The 17,281-nt window shown below is 51.6% G+C and carries 14 protein-coding genes; 5 read left to right on the forward strand and 9 right to left on the reverse strand.

Translation table 11 applies throughout. The annotated features are described in order from the left end of the window. Window positions 1-20 precede the first annotated feature (20 nt). A complete protein-coding gene (locus tag BCF53_RS07540; protein ID WP_132701053.1) occupies window positions 21-4,364 on the forward strand; it encodes a DUF6701 domain-containing protein in 4,344 nt (1,447 codons plus the stop codon). A 173-nt stretch (window positions 4,365-4,537) separates the two neighbouring features. On the opposite strand, the gene BCF53_RS07545 is transcribed toward BCF53_RS07540, so the two are convergent. Together BCF53_RS07545 and BCF53_RS07550 are read right to left on the reverse strand one after the other, a co-directional pair. Further along, window positions 4,538-4,882, reverse strand: coding sequence for a hypothetical protein (locus tag BCF53_RS07545; RefSeq protein WP_132701055.1), 345 nt, complete (start codon window positions 4,880-4,882; stop codon window positions 4,538-4,540). 1 nt (window position 4,883) lies between these two features. After that, a complete protein-coding gene (locus tag BCF53_RS07550; RefSeq protein WP_132701057.1) occupies window positions 4,884-5,804 on the reverse strand; it encodes a flagellar protein MotY in 921 nt (306 codons plus the stop codon). 327 nt (window positions 5,805-6,131) lie between these two features. On the opposite strand from BCF53_RS07550, the gene rnt reads away from it, so the two are divergent. Continuing rightward, window positions 6,132-6,794, forward strand: a complete 663-nt coding sequence (gene rnt / locus BCF53_RS07555) for a ribonuclease T (RefSeq protein WP_132701242.1) — start codon at window positions 6,132-6,134, stop codon at window positions 6,792-6,794. After that, the gene (locus BCF53_RS07560; protein ID WP_132701058.1) at window positions 6,791-7,114 is read left to right on the forward strand and encodes an MTH1187 family thiamine-binding protein; all 324 of its coding nucleotides are present in this window, start codon (window positions 6,791-6,793) and stop codon (window positions 7,112-7,114) included. The genes rnt and BCF53_RS07560 overlap by 4 nt, the downstream gene beginning before the upstream one ends. Here BCF53_RS07560 and BCF53_RS07565 read toward each other — a convergent pair. From BCF53_RS07565 to orn, 4 genes are all read right to left on the reverse strand, one after another. After that, complete coding sequence (locus tag BCF53_RS07565) at window positions 7,111-8,145, reverse strand: LuxR C-terminal-related transcriptional regulator (RefSeq protein ID WP_132701060.1); 1,035 nt, start codon at window positions 8,143-8,145, stop codon at window positions 7,111-7,113. The genes BCF53_RS07560 and BCF53_RS07565 overlap by 4 nt on opposite strands. Window positions 8,146-8,259: 114 nt before the next feature. Beyond that, window positions 8,260-9,969, reverse strand: coding sequence for an FAD-dependent oxidoreductase (locus BCF53_RS07570; RefSeq protein ID WP_165901845.1), 1,710 nt, complete (start codon window positions 9,967-9,969; stop codon window positions 8,260-8,262). Between the two features lie 10 nt (window positions 9,970-9,979). Continuing rightward, a complete protein-coding gene (locus tag BCF53_RS07575; protein WP_132701063.1) occupies window positions 9,980-11,632 on the reverse strand; it encodes an FAD-dependent oxidoreductase in 1,653 nt (550 codons plus the stop codon). A gap of 916 nt (window positions 11,633-12,548) precedes the next feature. Further along, window positions 12,549-13,088, reverse strand: a complete 540-nt coding sequence (gene orn / locus BCF53_RS07580) for an oligoribonuclease (protein ID WP_132701065.1) — start codon at window positions 13,086-13,088, stop codon at window positions 12,549-12,551. A 69-nt stretch (window positions 13,089-13,157) separates the two neighbouring features. Between orn and rsgA the strand changes: the two genes are divergently transcribed. Then, window positions 13,158-14,180, forward strand: a complete 1,023-nt coding sequence (rsgA, locus tag BCF53_RS07585) for a small ribosomal subunit biogenesis GTPase RsgA (RefSeq protein ID WP_132701067.1) — start codon at window positions 13,158-13,160, stop codon at window positions 14,178-14,180. Window positions 14,181-14,182: 2 nt separating this feature from the next. Beyond that, the gene (locus tag BCF53_RS07590; RefSeq protein ID WP_132701069.1) at window positions 14,183-14,683 is read left to right on the forward strand and encodes a DUF7931 domain-containing protein; all 501 of its coding nucleotides are present in this window, start codon (window positions 14,183-14,185) and stop codon (window positions 14,681-14,683) included. 22 nt (window positions 14,684-14,705) lie between these two features. Here the strand turns inward: BCF53_RS07590 and BCF53_RS07595 are convergent, their stop codons facing one another. From BCF53_RS07595 to BCF53_RS07605, 3 genes are all read right to left on the reverse strand, one after another. Further along, entirely contained in the window at window positions 14,706-15,047 is a 342-nt protein-coding gene (locus BCF53_RS07595; RefSeq protein ID WP_132701070.1) for a hypothetical protein, read from the reverse strand. A gap of 36 nt (window positions 15,048-15,083) precedes the next feature. Then, a complete protein-coding gene (locus tag BCF53_RS07600; protein WP_132701072.1) occupies window positions 15,084-16,022 on the reverse strand; it encodes a trypsin-like serine protease in 939 nt (312 codons plus the stop codon). Between the two features lie 83 nt (window positions 16,023-16,105). Further along, a complete protein-coding gene (locus BCF53_RS07605) occupies window positions 16,106-17,221 on the reverse strand; it encodes a S1 family peptidase (protein ID WP_132701073.1) in 1,116 nt (371 codons plus the stop codon). Window positions 17,222-17,281 lie beyond the last annotated feature (60 nt).

The raw sequence follows: 17,281 nt of genomic DNA on the forward strand, positions 1-17,281 counted from the left end.
TCAGCTTACGAGTAGCGATTATGAAAAGAGTTCTCTCACAATCATCTAAAGTATTGGCCACTCTGGCGATAATGTCTCAAGGCACCGTTTGGGCGGCCTGCTCTGCATACATTGGTGATGCGACGATTAATGAAACTCATCGGGTGAACAATGCTAATCAGTCATCCACTTCGGAAGACTTTGTTGAAGTTAAAGTACTAAACAGCTCATTGGCCAGCTCGGTTATTAGTTCATGGAAACTAAAGCTCTGTTACGATCAGCAAACAGGTAACGGCAACAATGCCAGCATTACCACTTACTGCCGAGAAGAAAGCATTTCATCTGCTACCGTTACTGGTAGCTATTGGGTGCTTAAAGGCGCGGATTTTCCATCCGACTACATAGACTATGAAGACGGCTTTTCAATTGAATTAAGAGATGCCAATGGCGATCTCATCGACTATTTAAATCACAATAATTACTACACAATCGCATCGGGTGAATCGTGCTCATTTACTTACGATACAACCTCTACGTCTACCGGAAACGGACAACGCCAATTGAGACGATGGCCAGATGGTACTGGCGACTGGGATGCTCTTTCAGGAAACAGCACCGACCCCACTGAGGGGTACAGTAATGACGGCACTGATACAACAACAAATCAAATCGCCTTTTTTGAACTGAACGACACCAGTGGCAACGTTACAGACTCGTTAAACAATGTCAGCAACGGCTCGCTGATAGGAAATGCCACCATAACAAATGCAGACGATGCATCGGCTTGTTTGGCTGGATACATCACTGAAAACACTACCACTGCAGCAATTGACGCTATCGATACCGGAATAGATGTAGACGACGATATCGGAAACGCCGGAACTATCATGTTCTGGTATAAAAGCAGTGCTGAAAATACTTCCCGGCAGTTATTCGATGCATCAAGGGGTAGTAAATATTTCTATTTTGCTCTAACTGATGCGAATCAACTCTCTTTTGGTCTGGAAGATTCATCTGATAAAGACAAGACAATACTCACAGATGCTATTACCTCTCCAACTGAATGGACCCACATGGCCGTCACCTGGGATCTATCCGTTAGCAGCGAAGAGTTTTATGTATACGTTAACGGCAGTAGTGTTAACTATGCCTTTAATCACAATCAAAATTTAAGCTCCACCATTGCAGAACTCGATACTCTGTATTTTGGCGACAACAGAACCGATTATTTCGTTTACAAGTCGACCAATAATTCAGCCAATGGCTACTTTGATGACATCAGAATTTTCAGTGGCGCACTCACCAGCTCCGAAGTACTTACCTATGCGCAATCAGTGAGAATTTGCGATGCCGAACCTGCCGTATGCTTCACAGACGACTTTAACCGCTCTGAAGGCCTGGGCGCAGACTGGGCAACCACAAATAGATCAGATGCATCTGCAGCCTTCGGCGACCCAACAATCATTGCCACGAATGGAGATGGTCGTCTTCGACTTACAGATGCAGAGAATAGAATATCTACCGCGGCAACGCTCATGCGGTTGTTTCCAAGCGCAGGCAACAAACTCGTTATTGAATTTACTCTCTACTCATGGGGTTCTACAGCCAACAACGGCAACGAAGGTGATGGGATAACGATTGCACTTTCGGATGAAGCCTACACACCTCAGCCCGGTGGCTATGCAGGGTCTTTAGGGTATGCCCAAAGAACTTATGGTGGGGGTGCAACAGAAGACGGTTTTGCAGGAGGCTGGGTCGGCATTGGCATTGATGAGTGGGGCAACTATCTGCGTCAATTAGGCGGCAGAACCAGTGGTTTCAGCACATCGGACACTGGCCGCATACCCGATACAGTCGCGATTCGCGGCTCGGGTAGCGGCCAGGTTGGCTATGATTACGTAATTGCCAATGGTTTAACGACCGTCGGTGACACAACCAGTGTTATACCAACGGGCCTCGACCCAGAGGTTCCCACAAGCTCAGGGCATATTTACCGGATCACTATTGACCACGAAGATGCCAGTGCCGGCGTTCTCATTACTGTTGAACGAGATACGACGTTAGACGATGAAGATAACTTCACTGAAGTAATCAGCACGTTCAACCTGATGGAGTCCAGCGGCCAAGCAGAGATTCCGGATAAGCTTTGGCTAACAATCACCTCTGCGACAGGTGGAAGCAGAAACAACATCCACGAAGTTGATGACCTCTCAGTCTGCGCCCATGAAATGGAAGATGTTTCGACCGAATATATCGACCATTACGAACTCGACCGTGATCAGCTGACCGGGCTGACTTGTGAACCAATCAATGTAACCGTCAGAGCGTGCCTGGATGGTAACGGTACGACGTGCTCACAGTACACGGACACAATCGATGACAGTGACGATTTGACAGCAACATTCACCCCTTCTTCGGGCTGGGAATCATCGTCTACGCATACTTTTGACAGCGGAGATACCATTGAGTTTCAACAGACTACAGCAGGCACCTATACCTTAGGTGTTGCCAGCTCTACGCCGAGTTTGAAGCCACTTTCAATTACAAGCTGTTATGTTGTGGGCAGTCTTCAGGATGATTGCAGTGTTGAGTTCGTTGATGCAGCTTACCGATTCTTTGAAAGCGCCAGTGGAACCAACAGTATTTCAACCGTCGACCTGGTAGCGGCACAAACCTCTGGCTCGCTTTATATGCGCGCCATTAAAACCGATGAGGCAACCGGGCAATGTGTAAACTACGATGCAACCAACATTAATGTCTCGTCTGAAATAGGAACAACCTGCACCAGTACCGCCTCTTGCCTGGCCGGTGAACAGGTCATCTGGACTCAGAACTCTAACAGCACAAGCCTGGCTAACCCAACTGATCAGGACGGCGGCAGCGATACCACAACCCTCGATGTATCCTTTGGCAGCAACGATACGGCTGATTTTTCAGTCATCGCGCCGGATGTGGGCATTCAACCCTTAACGGTGTCGTCTGAAATATTAGATGTCGATGGCAACCCGAGTGGCGAATACATCACCGGCGCACTCAACCTCAGGGTTCGGCCAGCCTCTATAGAGCTAAATACTGATGTCAGCGGCACCCACGTTGCTGGTGATAATTTTACCTCAACCATCAGTGCCAGAGATGCAAACGGCGACTTAGTACCCAGCTTTGGCCGCATTACCGGCCTTTACAATGTTGACTGGTCGGCCTCGACAGTAGCCGGGCCATCAGGAGGAACTCTCGGCAGTATCACAACCGATACAGCAGGTTGGTCAGGGACCAATTACGACAATGACGCCAACAACATTAATGAGTCTGTTCAGGCCAGCATAAGTTACAGTGAAGTTGGTGAAGTAAACCTTGTAGCGACGATTGACAGCTTTTTAGGATCAACATACGACCTGTCCACCAGCACATACACGGCCGGTCGCTTCATACCGGCCTATATCACCGCCACACAAAATAGCCCTGGCAGCGCAGAATGGGGCACGGATGACTCAAATATTTACCAGGGCCAAATGGCTGCACTTACAGATTTAAGCTATACCGTCCAAGCCTTCAACAGTGATGGTGGCTTGATCACGAACTATGTCGGCAGTTACGTAAATTTCGGCAGCACCATGAATGCTCTGGAGAAACCCGATAACACTGTTGATACCAGTTACAGCGACATTGGTGGAAACCTGACCAACACACTGAGCTGGACAGTTTCTGACGATGGCAACTTCGATGGCTCTATCACCCTGACTGCCGCCGTCTCCGATTTGCTCTGGGACAGAAACAGCTCCGGCGCTACAACTAATGACATTGCCACCACCATTTCAGAGCTGAACCTTATCGCAGACGCATTGAAAGACAACGATAATGTCTGCGTTAAGAGCTCCAGCTCTGAAATAAGCTGCCAACAGGTTGCTGTCGATATTGAAGACCGAACCCTATACCTGGTGAGAGCCAACATGCCCGACAGCGTCGACGGCGGCTTTAACCGGGCAGAAGTAGATGTAACGCTGGAAGCATTAGTGCTCGACGCCAACGGAGACATAGACTGGGATACCCTCACCACCGATAACGATCTGGACAGTACGGTATTCAGTGGTCTTTCCGTTGTGACAAACAATTGCACGACGGCAACAGAGTGCGCCAACGCCATCACCAACGCTGCTTTCTCAGGTCCGGATGGAACAGGAACAACCCTAAGCGGCGGGCTTGGCTTACTCACGGCTACATCAACCAGTGACCTTTCCGGCGCGATTGAAGCACAGCTGATTGCACCCAGCTGGCTGAGCTGGGATTGGAACAGAGATGGCACCTACACGCTGGATACAGCCACCATCCTGTTTGGCGACTACCAGGGGCAGGCGCCGGTGCTGTTTATGCGGCCGGGGTATAGGTAAGGGCGAAAGGTGTTAGATGTTAGATGTTAGATGTTAGATGTTAGATGCTAGATGTTAGGTGCTAGCTTGTTGCGGGCGAGACGCCCGCGTTCCGGTGCGGGCTCGTGGCTCACTAACCACTGAGGTTGTAGTGGACCGCGGGCGTCTCGCCCGCATTTCTTTCATGCCTTTACTTATGCAACTCTATCCTGCAACAGCGGCCAAAGCTGCAACCGCGTCTGTTGTTCTGTATCGAAGCGCAGCAGGCCATCGTAATTAAAACCACGCCAGTTGGATAAGTAACGGCGCAGCAGGCCAATGCTGGTCATCGTTTCCGGTATTAACGCAAAAGCGCCACTCTGATCTTCCAGGTACCAATAAACTTCGCCATTAATTACCCGCAGTTCCGCCAGCCGTAAATCATCTATCTCCAAGCGGGTTATGGCACCATTACTGCGGTAGTAGGTCAGCTCGCCAAATTCGATATGCAGGCGGCTTTGTGTTGTTTCGTTCTGAGTCTGTTTGCGCCATAAAGTCATCTTATTGTGCCTCGAAATCAGGTAAGCCAAGGAGTGGGTCGTTCGGGTCGTCGTTAATGCGGTCAAACTGCACCGTCACGCGGCGGTTTTTCGCCCGGCCTGCGGCAGTTTCGTTCGTGGCGATGGGGTAGCGTTCGCCGTGGTAGCGAGTAAGGATCATACCGGCGTCGATGCCGGAATTTACCAAATAATCGGTTACGCGGTAGGCCCGCTTTTCAGAAAGGCGGCGGTTGTCGTAACGGTTACCCTGCGCATCGCTGTGGCCATCCACATAGATGGCGGTAATCAGATCATCTTCTTTCAGGTAGGTCACAATGTCATCCAGCTGCGACCGAACCTGCGCGCTCAGCGTATCGCCACCGGATGCAAAGCTCAGTGAGGTGCGTTCAATCTGACCGTAATTCACCGGCAGCAAGCCTGTCTGGCAGGCCAGGTAGTCGTTGTAATACTGTTTGAAATTGACCGGTGAGATACTCACGCTGATGCGGTCATCGCCAAATTTGGCTTTACGGGTCAGCGTGGGTGACATGCCATTGCCCAGCTCATCCATCATGCGGCCCGCACGTGCCGTTTCGATTCGTATGGGGATTTTACGGTCTTTTACTGTGGTATAGCCCAGTTCATCGGTTAACGCACTGGAACGCCATTCCGGTGCCTGAATGGTAATGGCCGCCTGCCCTTCTGCCATTAAATTACGGGTCGACTGTAAATAGAACTCCAGCGTTTCCCCGGCCTGATGAAAGAACACGGCCAGTCCATACTGCGGAATGGGCTGATAAAAACTGCAGAAATACGGTGAGGCATCGATGCGCCACTCGGTATCTGTCAAGCCGGTTCCAAAGTTCACCGCCCTTGCCTGAATAGCGGCAAAGCTGAGTATAAATAGGGTGAGTAAGGAAAATATCTGCCTGATTCTGGCCATAGTCTTCCGCTTTTTCGTCTGAAATTTGATGGTATTGAAGGTATTGCAAAGGGGGGGCCATTTTTAGTGAGACGTTGGATGTAAGACGTGAGATGTTGGATGTAAGACGTGAGATGTTGGATGTAAGACGTGAGATGTTGGATGTAAGACGTGAGACGTAAGATGTGAGTGGCCCGGCGTGCGGGCGAGACGCCCGCGTTCCAGAAACATCTTACGTCTCACGTCTCACGTCTCACGTCTTACACCTTACATTTCTCCCCCAAATCATTACCATTGCGCTTCTTTTAGAATTTAGCATTTGGAGTGCCCGTGGCCGATATTGACCCGATGAATAAATTATCTGAACGTTTTCGCGGGTATTATCCTGTTGTTGTCGATGTTGAGACGGCCGGCTTTAACGCCAAAACAGATGCGCTGCTGGAAATAGCCGCGGTTACCTTAAAGATGGACGATAACGGCTGGTTAGCGCCGGATGACTGCATGTTCTTCAATGTTAAGCCCTTTGAAGGCGCTAACCTGGAGAAATCGGCGCTGGAATTTACCGGAATCGACCCGTACAACCCACTACGCGATGATGTTGACGAAGCCGAAGCACTGAAGGCTATCTTTAAAATGATTCGCTCCGGTATGAAGGCTGCAGGCTGCAAGCGTGCCATTCTGGTCGGCCACAACGCTACGTTCGACCACAGCTTTTTAATGGCGGCCACCGAGCGTGCCGGTAATAAGCGCAACCCTTTCCACCCCTTTTCGACCTTCGATACCTCAGCGCTTTCGGCGCTTGCCTTCGGGCAAACAGTGCTTAAAAAGGCTTGTGAGACGGCGGAAATCGAGTTTTCTGACCGCGAAGCCCACAACGCCGAATACGACACCCGCAAAACGGCCGACCTGTTCTGTAAAATTGTGAACCACTGGAAGTCGCTGGGTGGCTGGCCACTGCCGGCACCGGCAGAAACCGAAAGCACCGCTGCTGATGAGGAAACCGAATCATGAAATGCATGGCCGATTTATGCGTAATCCCGTTTAACGGGCAAATATCAGTCGCCGATGAAATCGCCGAATGTCACCGGGTCTTACAGCAGTTTGATATCGACATTCAACTGCACGGCTACGGCACCAACCTGTATGGCGAGTGGGATGAAGTTTTCGCCGCCATTAAAGCCTGCCATGAGAAGCTGCACGATAGCGGTGTGGTGCGTATCTCTTCCACCATCAAGGTGGGCACACGCACCGATAAAGACCAGAAGATTGAAGACAAGGTCGATGCCGTTAACGAGCGCCTGGCGGCGCATGAGCCACCAGCAAAGCCTTAAAGAGCATTCAGGCCGGGCAGATTATCTTTCGATAACAGGTAAGAGCGCAGATTAACGCCCTTGGCGTTAAGCCCAAGTTTTTTGCGAATGTTTTTACGGTGGTGCTCTACTGTGCCGGTGCTGGCGTTCAACAGGCCGGCAATCTCCTTGGTACTTTTGCCCACCTTCACCAGGTTGGCTACCTGTATCTCGCGCGGTGTAAAAACGGAATAGGCATCATTAAACATGCGGTGCATGTTGGGTGCGACCACCTCTTTCAGGTTGGATTCAATTACCTGAATCAACGCCTGCTGGCTTTCATTCAGCGAAGACTTTTTAAGCTGCGACAGGTACGGGTCGATCAGCCCCTTAACATTGGCAACGATGTTTTCTTCTATTTCGGATTTTTCTTCATCCAGTTTGCGCAGCATCACCCGCAAAGCGGTGTTCATTTCTTCAAGCGATACATTCTTGCGGCTCAGCTCTTGCTCAGCCTGCTGGCGTTTGTGAACCTCCTGTATCAGCGAGCGTGTTTTATCTGAAAGCGCCTGCGTGCGTTCCATCACTTTGTTTTCCAACTGCTCCAGCGCGGCATCCCGCTCGGCCTCGGCTTTCAGCTGATCGGTGATGTTCTGGCCAGTACTCAGAATACAATCCTGACCATTAATCGTGACCAGCCGGCTGACGAACAAAAACTCCAGAACGGAGCCGTCTTTCTTCTTTAACTGAGTGCGATACCTGGCCTGACCGGTTTGTAGAATCTCGGGCCTGGCCTCTGCCAGTTGGTTACTTTCAGGGTTCACCAGAATGTCTTCGGGTTGCACCTCATGAAACTCTTCACTCGAATAACCCAGTGTTTTGTGGAAATAGAAGTTACCATCCAAACGGCTCAATGAGTGGGCGTCGACCAGCGTCATGGCGACATCCATATTGTCCAGAATCAGATTATATTTTTCATCCAGTCTGGAGAGGGTTTCAAACAGCGCATCCTTCGGCAGATCAGGCGATACCTCTTCTTTTCCGGGCTTCTTGTACATCTTGGGGTTTTCCATCGTTTACTCCCCTCTAACTTACGGATTGTCGATGGCGATGGCAAAAAAAAGACCGGAGCGCTGAGCGATTTACCCAGGCATCCGGCCAAGTCTACGAACAGTGAGTGCTTAAATTCAGGCGTTCAGTTCGGCTCCCCGATATTCCAATTCGCCGGGATAGCGCTTTCGGTAACGCTTTTCATACGGCAGGGTTAAATCCGGCTTCCACTCGTCTGGTATGGCTCGCTTAGTGCATTTCATCTTGCCATCTTCCTGGCTGATGATGACCCAGGCGAGCCAGTCTTCATCATTGCGGGCCGGAATATCCTCACGGAAGTGGGCGCCACGGCTCTCTTCACGGAACAGCGAAGCGCGCAGTTTCATCTCGGCATTCAGCACCATATTGGCGGTTTCATGCACCAGCCGCAGCTCATGGGAGTCTTTTGCTTTCATTTTCGGGACCACGTTTTTCTGCAGATACTCGATGTTCATCAAAGCCGCCTGCAGCGTTTCCGCGCGTTTCGCATACAGCACGAAATAAGGCGTCATCAGGTTCTGCAAATACTGCGTAACCCATGCAGGCGAGTAGCCGTGCTCGCGTTGCAGCGGCTTGAACACCAATTCAACCTTTTGCTGAATGTCGTCTTCGTTCACTTCCGGCAGCGAGTGCAGGCCACTGACATACTCAGCAGCCTCAATGCCTGCCCGTGCACCCTGAACAGACGATCCGCAGGAACTGACACCGAGACCATTAATAGCGGAATAGGTGGCATCACCCGCTGCATACAGACCAGTCACGCCGGTTTGATGACTACCCATCCGGGTAAAGATGCCATCAAAACGGTGCATCGCCATACCAGCGGTGGCGGAAAAGTGAAGTTCTTCATCTTCCGGCATGACATTCGGGCCCTTTTGACCCTTGCCACCCACCACAACCTGCGGCGTCACCGGCACATCGCCACGCAGGGCGGCGTAGGTCATCTCATCGCCTTCCACCATTGGGAACGGCGGCGGAGGCGGTGGTGGCGCATTTGGGTCCAGCGGCACATAATCCGGATCATCCGACGGGGCGCACCCATCAATAGGCGGCTTGCCATCCTTCATCGGCGGCGGTGGCAGCGTGTCGAACTTAGGCAATATCGGCCACTGGTACTCAGTCCCATAAGCGCCCCACGGGTGGCACAGGAAGCGCTTTTTAGTCTCGTGTGGATCAACGTTTTCCTTGCCGGAAATCTCCGCACCTAAGCGATAGGCCATTGCCTGACCGTCGTGTGTCAGTGAACCGATGGGGTAGCCCGGCACCTTAAAACTGCCCGAGCCGGTGCACAGAATGGTGGCCTTGGCTTTAATTACGACTGCGGTAGCGCGCTGGTTGAAAAAACCGATGGCACCGATGACCGTGCCATGCTGTTCAATCAGATCAACAATGGCGACCTTCTCCAGCAGCTTCACGCCGTTCTTGCGCAGCTGCTGACGGAACACATCACCCTGATTTTTCTCACCGTTCTTCTCAATCGCGCCCCACGCCACCAAATCGCGGTAACGCTGCAATGAATCTTCATGCCACATTTCAACGATATCGCGACGCACCAGGTAATCGCTGTCTCGGGCGGTGCTTTCAAGGGTGTGCTCTCGGGTTTGGCCGGATGCAGGGTCATAACATTGGAAAGCCGCCGCCCACGGTGTTTTACCGCCCAGGCCTGCCCGGCCTTTATCAACCACCAGAACATCCAGCCCCCGGGCTTTCGCCTTCATCGCCGCGAAGGTACCCGCATAGCCGCTGCCAATCACCAGAACATCGGCCTGGTATTCTTTGTAACGGATGTTATTTTTTGAACTGTTCATCTCTCGCTCCTTAGCCCCAGGCCGTGATTGGTGGGAAGGTACGCTCCGGTGTAATTTCGATGGCATCAACCGGGCAATAGTGGGCGCAGAGGTTGCAAATCTGGCAATCTGCCTGGTATTGAATCTCCGCCTGGCTTCCGCAGGTTAGGCAACGCTCGGCCTCGCTGGCTGCTTCATCCCAGTCGAACACCTTCAGTGTTTCTGCAAAGCTGGTTTTGCATTGTTCTATCGGTAGGCGTCGTCGCTCAACGCGCGGGAACTTAGAGATTTCGGCACAGGCTTGCTCCGTCAGTACGCTGACATCAAATGCCTGGGGCTCCGCACTCTGCCCTTCGGTCATGGCGTCACCCTTAAGAAAACGCACAACGCTGGTCGCCGCGCGCTTGCCCGCCGCAGCCGCAACAACTACGGTGGTCGGCCCGGTAACGGCATCGCCCACAGCGAATAAATGGCTGGCCGATTGCTTAGTCGATGGGTCACACAGAATTTGACCGCGTTCATTGGTTTGAAAGCCTGCCGGTACCAGCGTGGCATCGGTGGTCTGACCGATCGCCAGAATGATGAAATCGGCCTCTATCGCCTCATCTAATGGCTGTTCAGCCAGAACAGGATTGAAGCGGCCATCGGCATCGCGAACACTGGCGCATTCCACCAGGGTTAATGCGCTGGCCTGACCGTTTTCCTGCTCTATAGTATGCACACTGCGCGAGGTATGAATGACCACCCCTTCCGCTTTGGCATCTTCAATCTCTTCGCTCAGCGCCAGCATAGAATCTTTATGGCCCGGCTCAATGCGTTCCAGACAGACAACCTGGACGCTTTCAGCCCCTATGCGCACACCGGTGCGGGCGGCATCCAAAGCGACACTGCCACCGCCGATGACGGCGACCTTCTTACCCGTCAGATCCGCTGGCTGGCGGGCTTTAACGTCGTATAGAAACTCAATCGCGGTGGTAATGCCTTTGGCTTCTGCACCCGGTACAGTCAGCTTCAGAGGCTTGGAAGCACCGGTTGCAGCGATAACCGCATCAAAGCCTTTTGCCTCAAGCTCCGATGCATCGGTTATTTTTGCACCGGTCACAAAGCGAATACCCATCTTTTTATAGGCATCGATCTGCTTATCCAGAACCTCTGCCGGCAACCGGAAGGATGGAATCGAGGTGCGCAGCAAGCCGCCGATGTTGTCTTCACGCTCATAGACAGTGACGCTTACACCCTGCTGAGCCAGGTGATAGGCCGCTGCCAAACCGGCCGGGCCAGACCCGATAACCGCAACCTCATGACCAGACTCAGCCGGTGCCTTAACGGTAACGGCCTCCAGCAGATAGTCGCCCAGGTATTGCTCTAAGCCATTAATGTTTACCGCAGAATCGACGATGGCCCGTGAACAGGGCGTCTCACACGGATGCGGGCAAATACGACCGGTAATAGCCGGCATTGGGTGGTATTTAGCCAGCAATTCAGCGGCTTCGTCGAGCATATCCAGCTCTATCAGATTGTGGTATTCGCGTTGATTAACCCCCAGCGGACAGGCCGCGCTGCAGGGCGATTGCTGGTTCTTGGCCGCAGGCGATGTCAGCAGCCGCAGAACATCCATCGGACAGCGGGAAACACAGGTCCCGCAGCCAATGCATAATTCTGCATTAATAGATTGAATAGGCATTTGGTTCTCTTCCTGATGAAAATAGGCCGGTGTTTCAGGCTCATCGGCATTAACGACAAAGGCGAATTAATAGTTTTTTTAGCCTTTTCCGAATGTAATCAGAACATAGGAGAGAGAGGGTTAGTACGGATAATAAGCAGGGATATAATGGGGATGAAAAATACTCATAGTGTCTTTATGTTTGGCGGGCTGAAGCCCGATCTACAGGAGCTGCGATTTTGTAGGTTGGCCTTTAGGCCAACACAGGGTGGCTCTGTTCATCATTTGAGGCTTAGCTGTCGGGCTAAAGCCCGACCTACAGGAGCGGCGATTTTGTAGGTTGGCCTTCAGGCCAACACAGGGTGGCTCCGTTCTTCATTTGAGGCTTAGCTGTCGGGCTAAAGCCCGACCTACAGGAGCGGCGATTTTGTAGGTTGGCCTTTAGGCCAACACAGAGTGGCTCCGTTTATCATTTGAGGCTTACTTGTCGGGCTAAAGCCCGACCTACAGGAGCGGCGATTTTGTAGGTTGGCCTTTAGGCCAACACAGGGTGGCTCCGTTCATCATTTGAGGCTTACCTGCCGGGGTAAAGCCCGACATACAGATGAGCCGAGGTTGTAGGTTGGCCTTTAGGCCAACACAGAATGGCTCCGTTCATCATTTGAGGCTTACCTGTCGGGCTAAAGCCCGACCTACAGATGAGCCGAGGTTGTAGGTTGGCCTTTAGGCCAACACAGGGTGGCTCTGTTCATCATTTGAGGCTTAGCTGTCGGGCTAAAGCCCGACCTACAGGAGCGGCGATTTTGTAGGTTGGCCTTTAGGCCAACACAGAGTGGCTTCGTTCATCATTTGAGGCTTACCTGTCGGGCTAAAGCCCGACCTACAGGAGCGGCGACTTTGTTGGTCTTTAAGCTAACAACAAACAACACAGGAAACGTTACTTAAGAAAGTTCTCTTTATAAAAACGCAGCTCTTCAACAGACTCGATAATGTCATCCATCGCCCGATGTGAGCCTTTTTTGTGGATTCGACCGAGTAATTCTGGCTGCCAGCGGCGCGCCAGCTCTTTGAGCGTGCTTACGTCGATATTTCGGTAATGGCAGTAGCTATCGATTGTCGGCATGTATTTGATTAAGAAACGGCGATCTTGCCAAATCGTATTGCCACATAAAGGTGAAGCGCCCTCTTCTACCCATTCCTTCATGAACTGCAACGTTTGCGCTTCGGCATCAGCCACGCTGATATCACTGCTCTTTACCTTAGCGGTTAAGCCAGATTCACCATGATGGGTTGTACACCATTCGTCCATGGCGTCCAGCACTTCATCCGGCTGGTGCACCACCAGCGATGGGCCTTCGGCAAGGATATTGAGGTCTTTATCGGTAATCAGGGTGGCAATTTCCAATATGTGGCAGGTTTCCGGGTTGAGGCCGGACATTTCCAGATCAATCCAGATGAGGTTGGATTTTTTATCCATCAGGCTCGCCTTTATATGTTGAGATAGTAAACTTGCGCGCAAGTATAACTTATCCAATAAGCGACGCGCATGAGTAAACGAAAGCTGACCCGTCAGCAGCAATTCCGGATCAACAAAGTTCAGCAGGAACGCCTCGCGCGCGCCAAAAAGAAAGACGCAAAAATAGAAGAGCAGATCGATGCCGGCCAATTGGGTGAGCCGGAACAAGGCCTGATCATTGCCCACTACGGTGCCACCATTGATGTGCAGGCCGCTGACGGCCGCATTGTTCGTTGCAGTGTGCGCAGTAATCTGCCAGCGCTGGTCACCGGCGATCAGGTGGTGTGGCAGCCAGATGACAGCAATGGCGGCGTGATCAACGCCGTCAGCGACCGGCGCAGCATTCTGACCCGGCCGGATGTGCGCGGTAACCTGCGCCCGGTGGCTGCCAATGTCGACCGCATTATCATTGTGATTGCACCCAGCCCAAGAACACCCGTGAATCTGATCGACCGCTACCTGGTCGCTACCGCGCACGACGACATTCACCCGGTCATTTTGCTCAACAAGGCCGACCTGATCAGCAAAGCGCCGGAAATGGAGCAGGAACTGGAACAGTACCGCGAGCTGGGCTACGAGGTTCATATTGCTTCAGCTAAAGATGCGGAAGGCCTGAAGCACATTCAGGAGATGGTCGCCGACGGTAATTCAGTGTTTGTTGGCCAATCCGGCGTGGGTAAATCTTCCATCATTAACAAGCTGCTGCCCAATGAAGACATCCGCGTGGGTGAAATTTCTGAAGCCACCGGCAAGGGCAAGCACACCACCACCACGGCGAAGCTCTATAATATACCCAGTGGCGGGCGGTTAATTGATAGCCCGGGTATTCGCGAGTTCGGTTTGTGGCACACCACTGAAGAAGACTTGGCCAAGGGCTTTCCAGATGTTGACGAGCACGCTCACCACTGTAAATTCAGTGATTGCTCACACACCCACGAGCCCGGTTGCGCACTAAAAACAGCCGTGGACAATGGCGAGGTTCTGCAGCGCAGACTGGAGAGCTTCCTGGCCATTCGCGATTCGTTGGATGAAGTGACCATGAGAGGGGAATGAAGATGACTGAGGCATCTGATACCGGTGTTATCCGGCTAAACACCGCGGACGATTTTACCACCCACTCGGCAAGCATTATCGGCCAGGCAGTCCGCAAAATAGACGTTCTGGCCGGCACGCTGGAGCTTTCCTGGCTTGGCAATGCTGCCGTGGTTGATGCCCTGAAACAGGCAGTGCTCGGCAACCACCGCCTGCAGCTGCGTATTCTCATTGCGAATGTATTGCCAGTGATTGAAACGGATCACCCGCTGCTACCACTGATTCGCAGGCTTTCACGCATTGAGGCCCGTGTTATTGATGAGCAGACGCTGATCAAACAGCCATTGAAAGCTGAACTGATTCTGGTTGATCGGGGCGGTATCGTCATGCGCCAGTCAGCGGAGCAGTTCGTTGGTTTTGCACATCAGGATGACAAACAGACCGTTGCCGTGAAGCAGGGCGTTTTCGATCAATACTGGCGCTTCAGTAAAACCCATTCTGATTTGCGCCATGTTTATCTGTAGCGAACCGCTTTCTTTATAACGCCTATCGAGTCACCCGATTGGCGTAGCGTACTTCGTTTTTAAACTCATACGCCGCATCACCAAATTCGTATTCAAAGGCAAAGCGCACAAGTTTGGGGGCGGCACGGCAGAAATCCGGCTCGGTACGGCGCAGTTCAATTTCATCACCACGAACAATCAGATAGAAATGCTCAGCCTTGGTACAGCCATGCGACACCACTGAGACCTCAAGCGCGCCGGCATTGATCACTGGGTTGAATAAGACCGGTTCCTCGCCGGCCTGATCATCGGTCATAGTGGCGCAGCCGGCGTTGACTAAGGCCAGAAGCGGTAGTAATAGCGATATGATTATTTTCTTCGGCATTCTTTCTTCCTTTTCTGTCAGGCTGGTGCTGAATGATTATTGAGTGTAACCGTGACCAATGACCGTTACGCTATCCTGCACGCCTTCTTCGGCTAATTGTGTAAAGGTGTCGGTCGATGGCAGAGCGAGGCTAGAATTTTCCGGCATTACTGAAAGTTGGATCAAAGCGATGTCGTTTTGGTAATTATAATCGTCGTAGCTTTCATGTAACGTCACATCAATTCCGCGGGCAATATAGATGTTGTCGGTGCTACCGGTATAGACGATATAGCCTGTAGCGTTCATTGCATTAGCTTTACTGCTGGTGGTGCAATCGATGTCCTCATCTTCATAGCTGCAGACTTCATAGGCCATATCTTCAGAGCTGTTACCAAACACCATGTACAGTGGCTCAAACGCACCCAGATCATCAACACAATGAGCTGCTGTGATCACCAGGCCATCACCGAGATAGGTGCCACCACAGAACGGGTAGAAATAGTCCGTATAGGACGGATACCGTGTCATCAGAGCAACAAAATAGTCATGATCATCGGTAGCTGCATCGCTTCCGCCTATAATTCTGGCCGAGAAGCCTGAGCTTTCAGAGCTGCTGTCTGCAACAGCGTAGGGTGAAAGCAACGAACTATTGTCAATGATCCAATCAATGTAATTAAATACATTAGTGTACACACCATAAGGCAGGCTTGAATCAGCACAAGGAAACGGGCCCCAACTGACGATCCCCAGCAAAGTGCCATCGTCTTCATAGAACAGCGGGCCGCCGCTATCGCCACTGCAGGAGTCCTGATTATAATCGCCTGCGCAGATCATTGAGTCTTCATAAAAGGAATCACCATAGTAGCTACTGCAAACAGCATCTTGCCGGGGGGTTAGACGAACTTCCTGCAGGTCAGTAGTCAGGCTGTAGGATTCACCGCTCGAACATGAGTACATCAGCACCAGAGCAAAAAAAGGTATTAATCGAATATTCATAATAGCTTTGCTTATGTTTTAACTCAGAATAGTCGATTATCGCACCCGAACAGTATGTAAACACGCTTTCCATTCGAAGCCTGTCACAGCTTTAGTAACAATCTTCTACGGCTCAGTAATAGCAGCATCGTAAACAATATGAACCCATCCAAACTGCCAGTGCTAACCTCGGTTGAATCAACGTCAGACGAATCCGCGGTTTCCTCGCTTGCCGTTACTGAGGCAGTGCTGGCAGCAGCCACTGCATCTGACTCGCTGGCAGATTCAATAACCGACGCCACCCAATCCACATACTGATAAACATCGGTATAGGCACTGTAAGAGCCTGCATCACTGCCACACAACGTTGACCCCCAACTGACGATACCGAGCAGCGTTGCATCCGCTTCATACAGCAGAGGCCCGCCGCTGTCGCCGCTGCAGGAATCCTGGCTGACATCACCGGCACAGGCCATAGAATCACCATCGTAAACACTGTACCAAGGGCCGTTCCAATACTTCTCACAAACCGAATCTTCATAGGGTGTCAGGTACACTTCCATGAGTTGCGGGCTGGTATCGTAGGTGCTGGTATCTGAATCGGACAGCGTATCGCCATGGCCAATAACCAAAACACTGTCTTCTTCGCCAGCCTCGGCCAATGTGGTGAAAGTATCGGCACTGGGCAGAGCCAGTGTGGCATTAGTAGGTGTGCTATCAAGCTGAATAATGGCGATGTCATCGGAGTAATCATCGTTCGTGCCGGTGTAGTCTTCATGCACGGTGATGTTGGCACCGGTCACGGTATAGATAGCGGATTCATCCCCCGTGTATACGGTGTAACCGGTGTAATCTTCTGAGTCATTAGTGTCGCTGCTGTAGCAGCTGTAGCTCATGCCGGTACCGGAGCAGTTTTCATAGGCCATATCGTCTGAGTAGTTGCCGACCAGCAGGTACAGCTCATCGCTGTCACCATAGTCATTTACGCAGTGTGCTGCGGTGACAACAAAGCCATCGCCCAGGTAGGTACCGCCACACATCAGGTAATAATCATAGCCACCTGCCCAACTGTATTTGGCCATTAGCGCCACATAATAATCGTGCTCGCCATCATCGGCTGCTTCACCACCAACAATGCGGGTGGAAACCGAACTGGTGTCAGCAAAAGACAGGTTTACTGCCAGTAAGTAACTGATGATGATTGAAAAAAGCAGCCTCATGATACGAGTAATCCGTCTGTGAATTAGAGGCTAGAATGCTAATCCACGGCTGCTTTTCAG

It is taken from the genome of Reinekea marinisedimentorum (assembly GCF_004341165.1).
GTDB classification, from domain to species: Bacteria; Pseudomonadota; Gammaproteobacteria; order Pseudomonadales; family Natronospirillaceae; genus Reinekea; species Reinekea marinisedimentorum.

Excerpts from the sequence above, each read along its gene's own strand:
- BCF53_RS07575 (WP_132701063.1), bottom strand. The coding sequence starts at position 11,632 with ATGCCTATTCAATCTATTAATGCAGAATTATGCATTGGCTGCGGGACC.
- BCF53_RS07565 (WP_132701060.1), bottom strand. The coding sequence starts at position 8,145 with ATGGAAAACCCCAAGATGTACAAGAAGCCCGGAAAAGAAGAGGTATCG.
- BCF53_RS07570 (WP_165901845.1), bottom strand. The coding sequence starts at position 9,969 with ATGAACAGTTCAAAAAATAACATCCGTTACAAAGAATACCAGGCCGAT.
- BCF53_RS07590 (WP_132701069.1), top strand. The coding sequence starts at position 14,183 with ATGACTGAGGCATCTGATACCGGTGTTATCCGGCTAAACACCGCGGAC.
- BCF53_RS07540 (WP_132701053.1), top strand. The coding sequence starts at position 21 with ATGAAAAGAGTTCTCTCACAATCATCTAAAGTATTGGCCACTCTGGCG.
- BCF53_RS07595 (WP_132701070.1), bottom strand. The coding sequence starts at position 15,047 with ATGCCGAAGAAAATAATCATATCGCTATTACTACCGCTTCTGGCCTTA.
- BCF53_RS07560 (WP_132701058.1), top strand. The coding sequence starts at position 6,791 with ATGAAATGCATGGCCGATTTATGCGTAATCCCGTTTAACGGGCAAATA.
- BCF53_RS07600 (WP_132701072.1), bottom strand. The coding sequence starts at position 16,022 with ATGAATATTCGATTAATACCTTTTTTTGCTCTGGTGCTGATGTACTCA.
- rnt (WP_132701242.1), top strand. The coding sequence starts at position 6,132 with ATGAATAAATTATCTGAACGTTTTCGCGGGTATTATCCTGTTGTTGTC.
- BCF53_RS07605 (WP_132701073.1), bottom strand. The coding sequence starts at position 17,221 with ATGAGGCTGCTTTTTTCAATCATCATCAGTTACTTACTGGCAGTAAAC.
- BCF53_RS07545 (WP_132701055.1), bottom strand. The coding sequence starts at position 4,882 with ATGACTTTATGGCGCAAACAGACTCAGAACGAAACAACACAAAGCCGC.
- rsgA (WP_132701067.1), top strand. The coding sequence starts at position 13,158 with ATGAGTAAACGAAAGCTGACCCGTCAGCAGCAATTCCGGATCAACAAA.
- BCF53_RS07550 (WP_132701057.1), bottom strand. The coding sequence starts at position 5,804 with ATGGCCAGAATCAGGCAGATATTTTCCTTACTCACCCTATTTATACTC.
- orn (WP_132701065.1), bottom strand. The coding sequence starts at position 13,088 with ATGGATAAAAAATCCAACCTCATCTGGATTGATCTGGAAATGTCCGGC.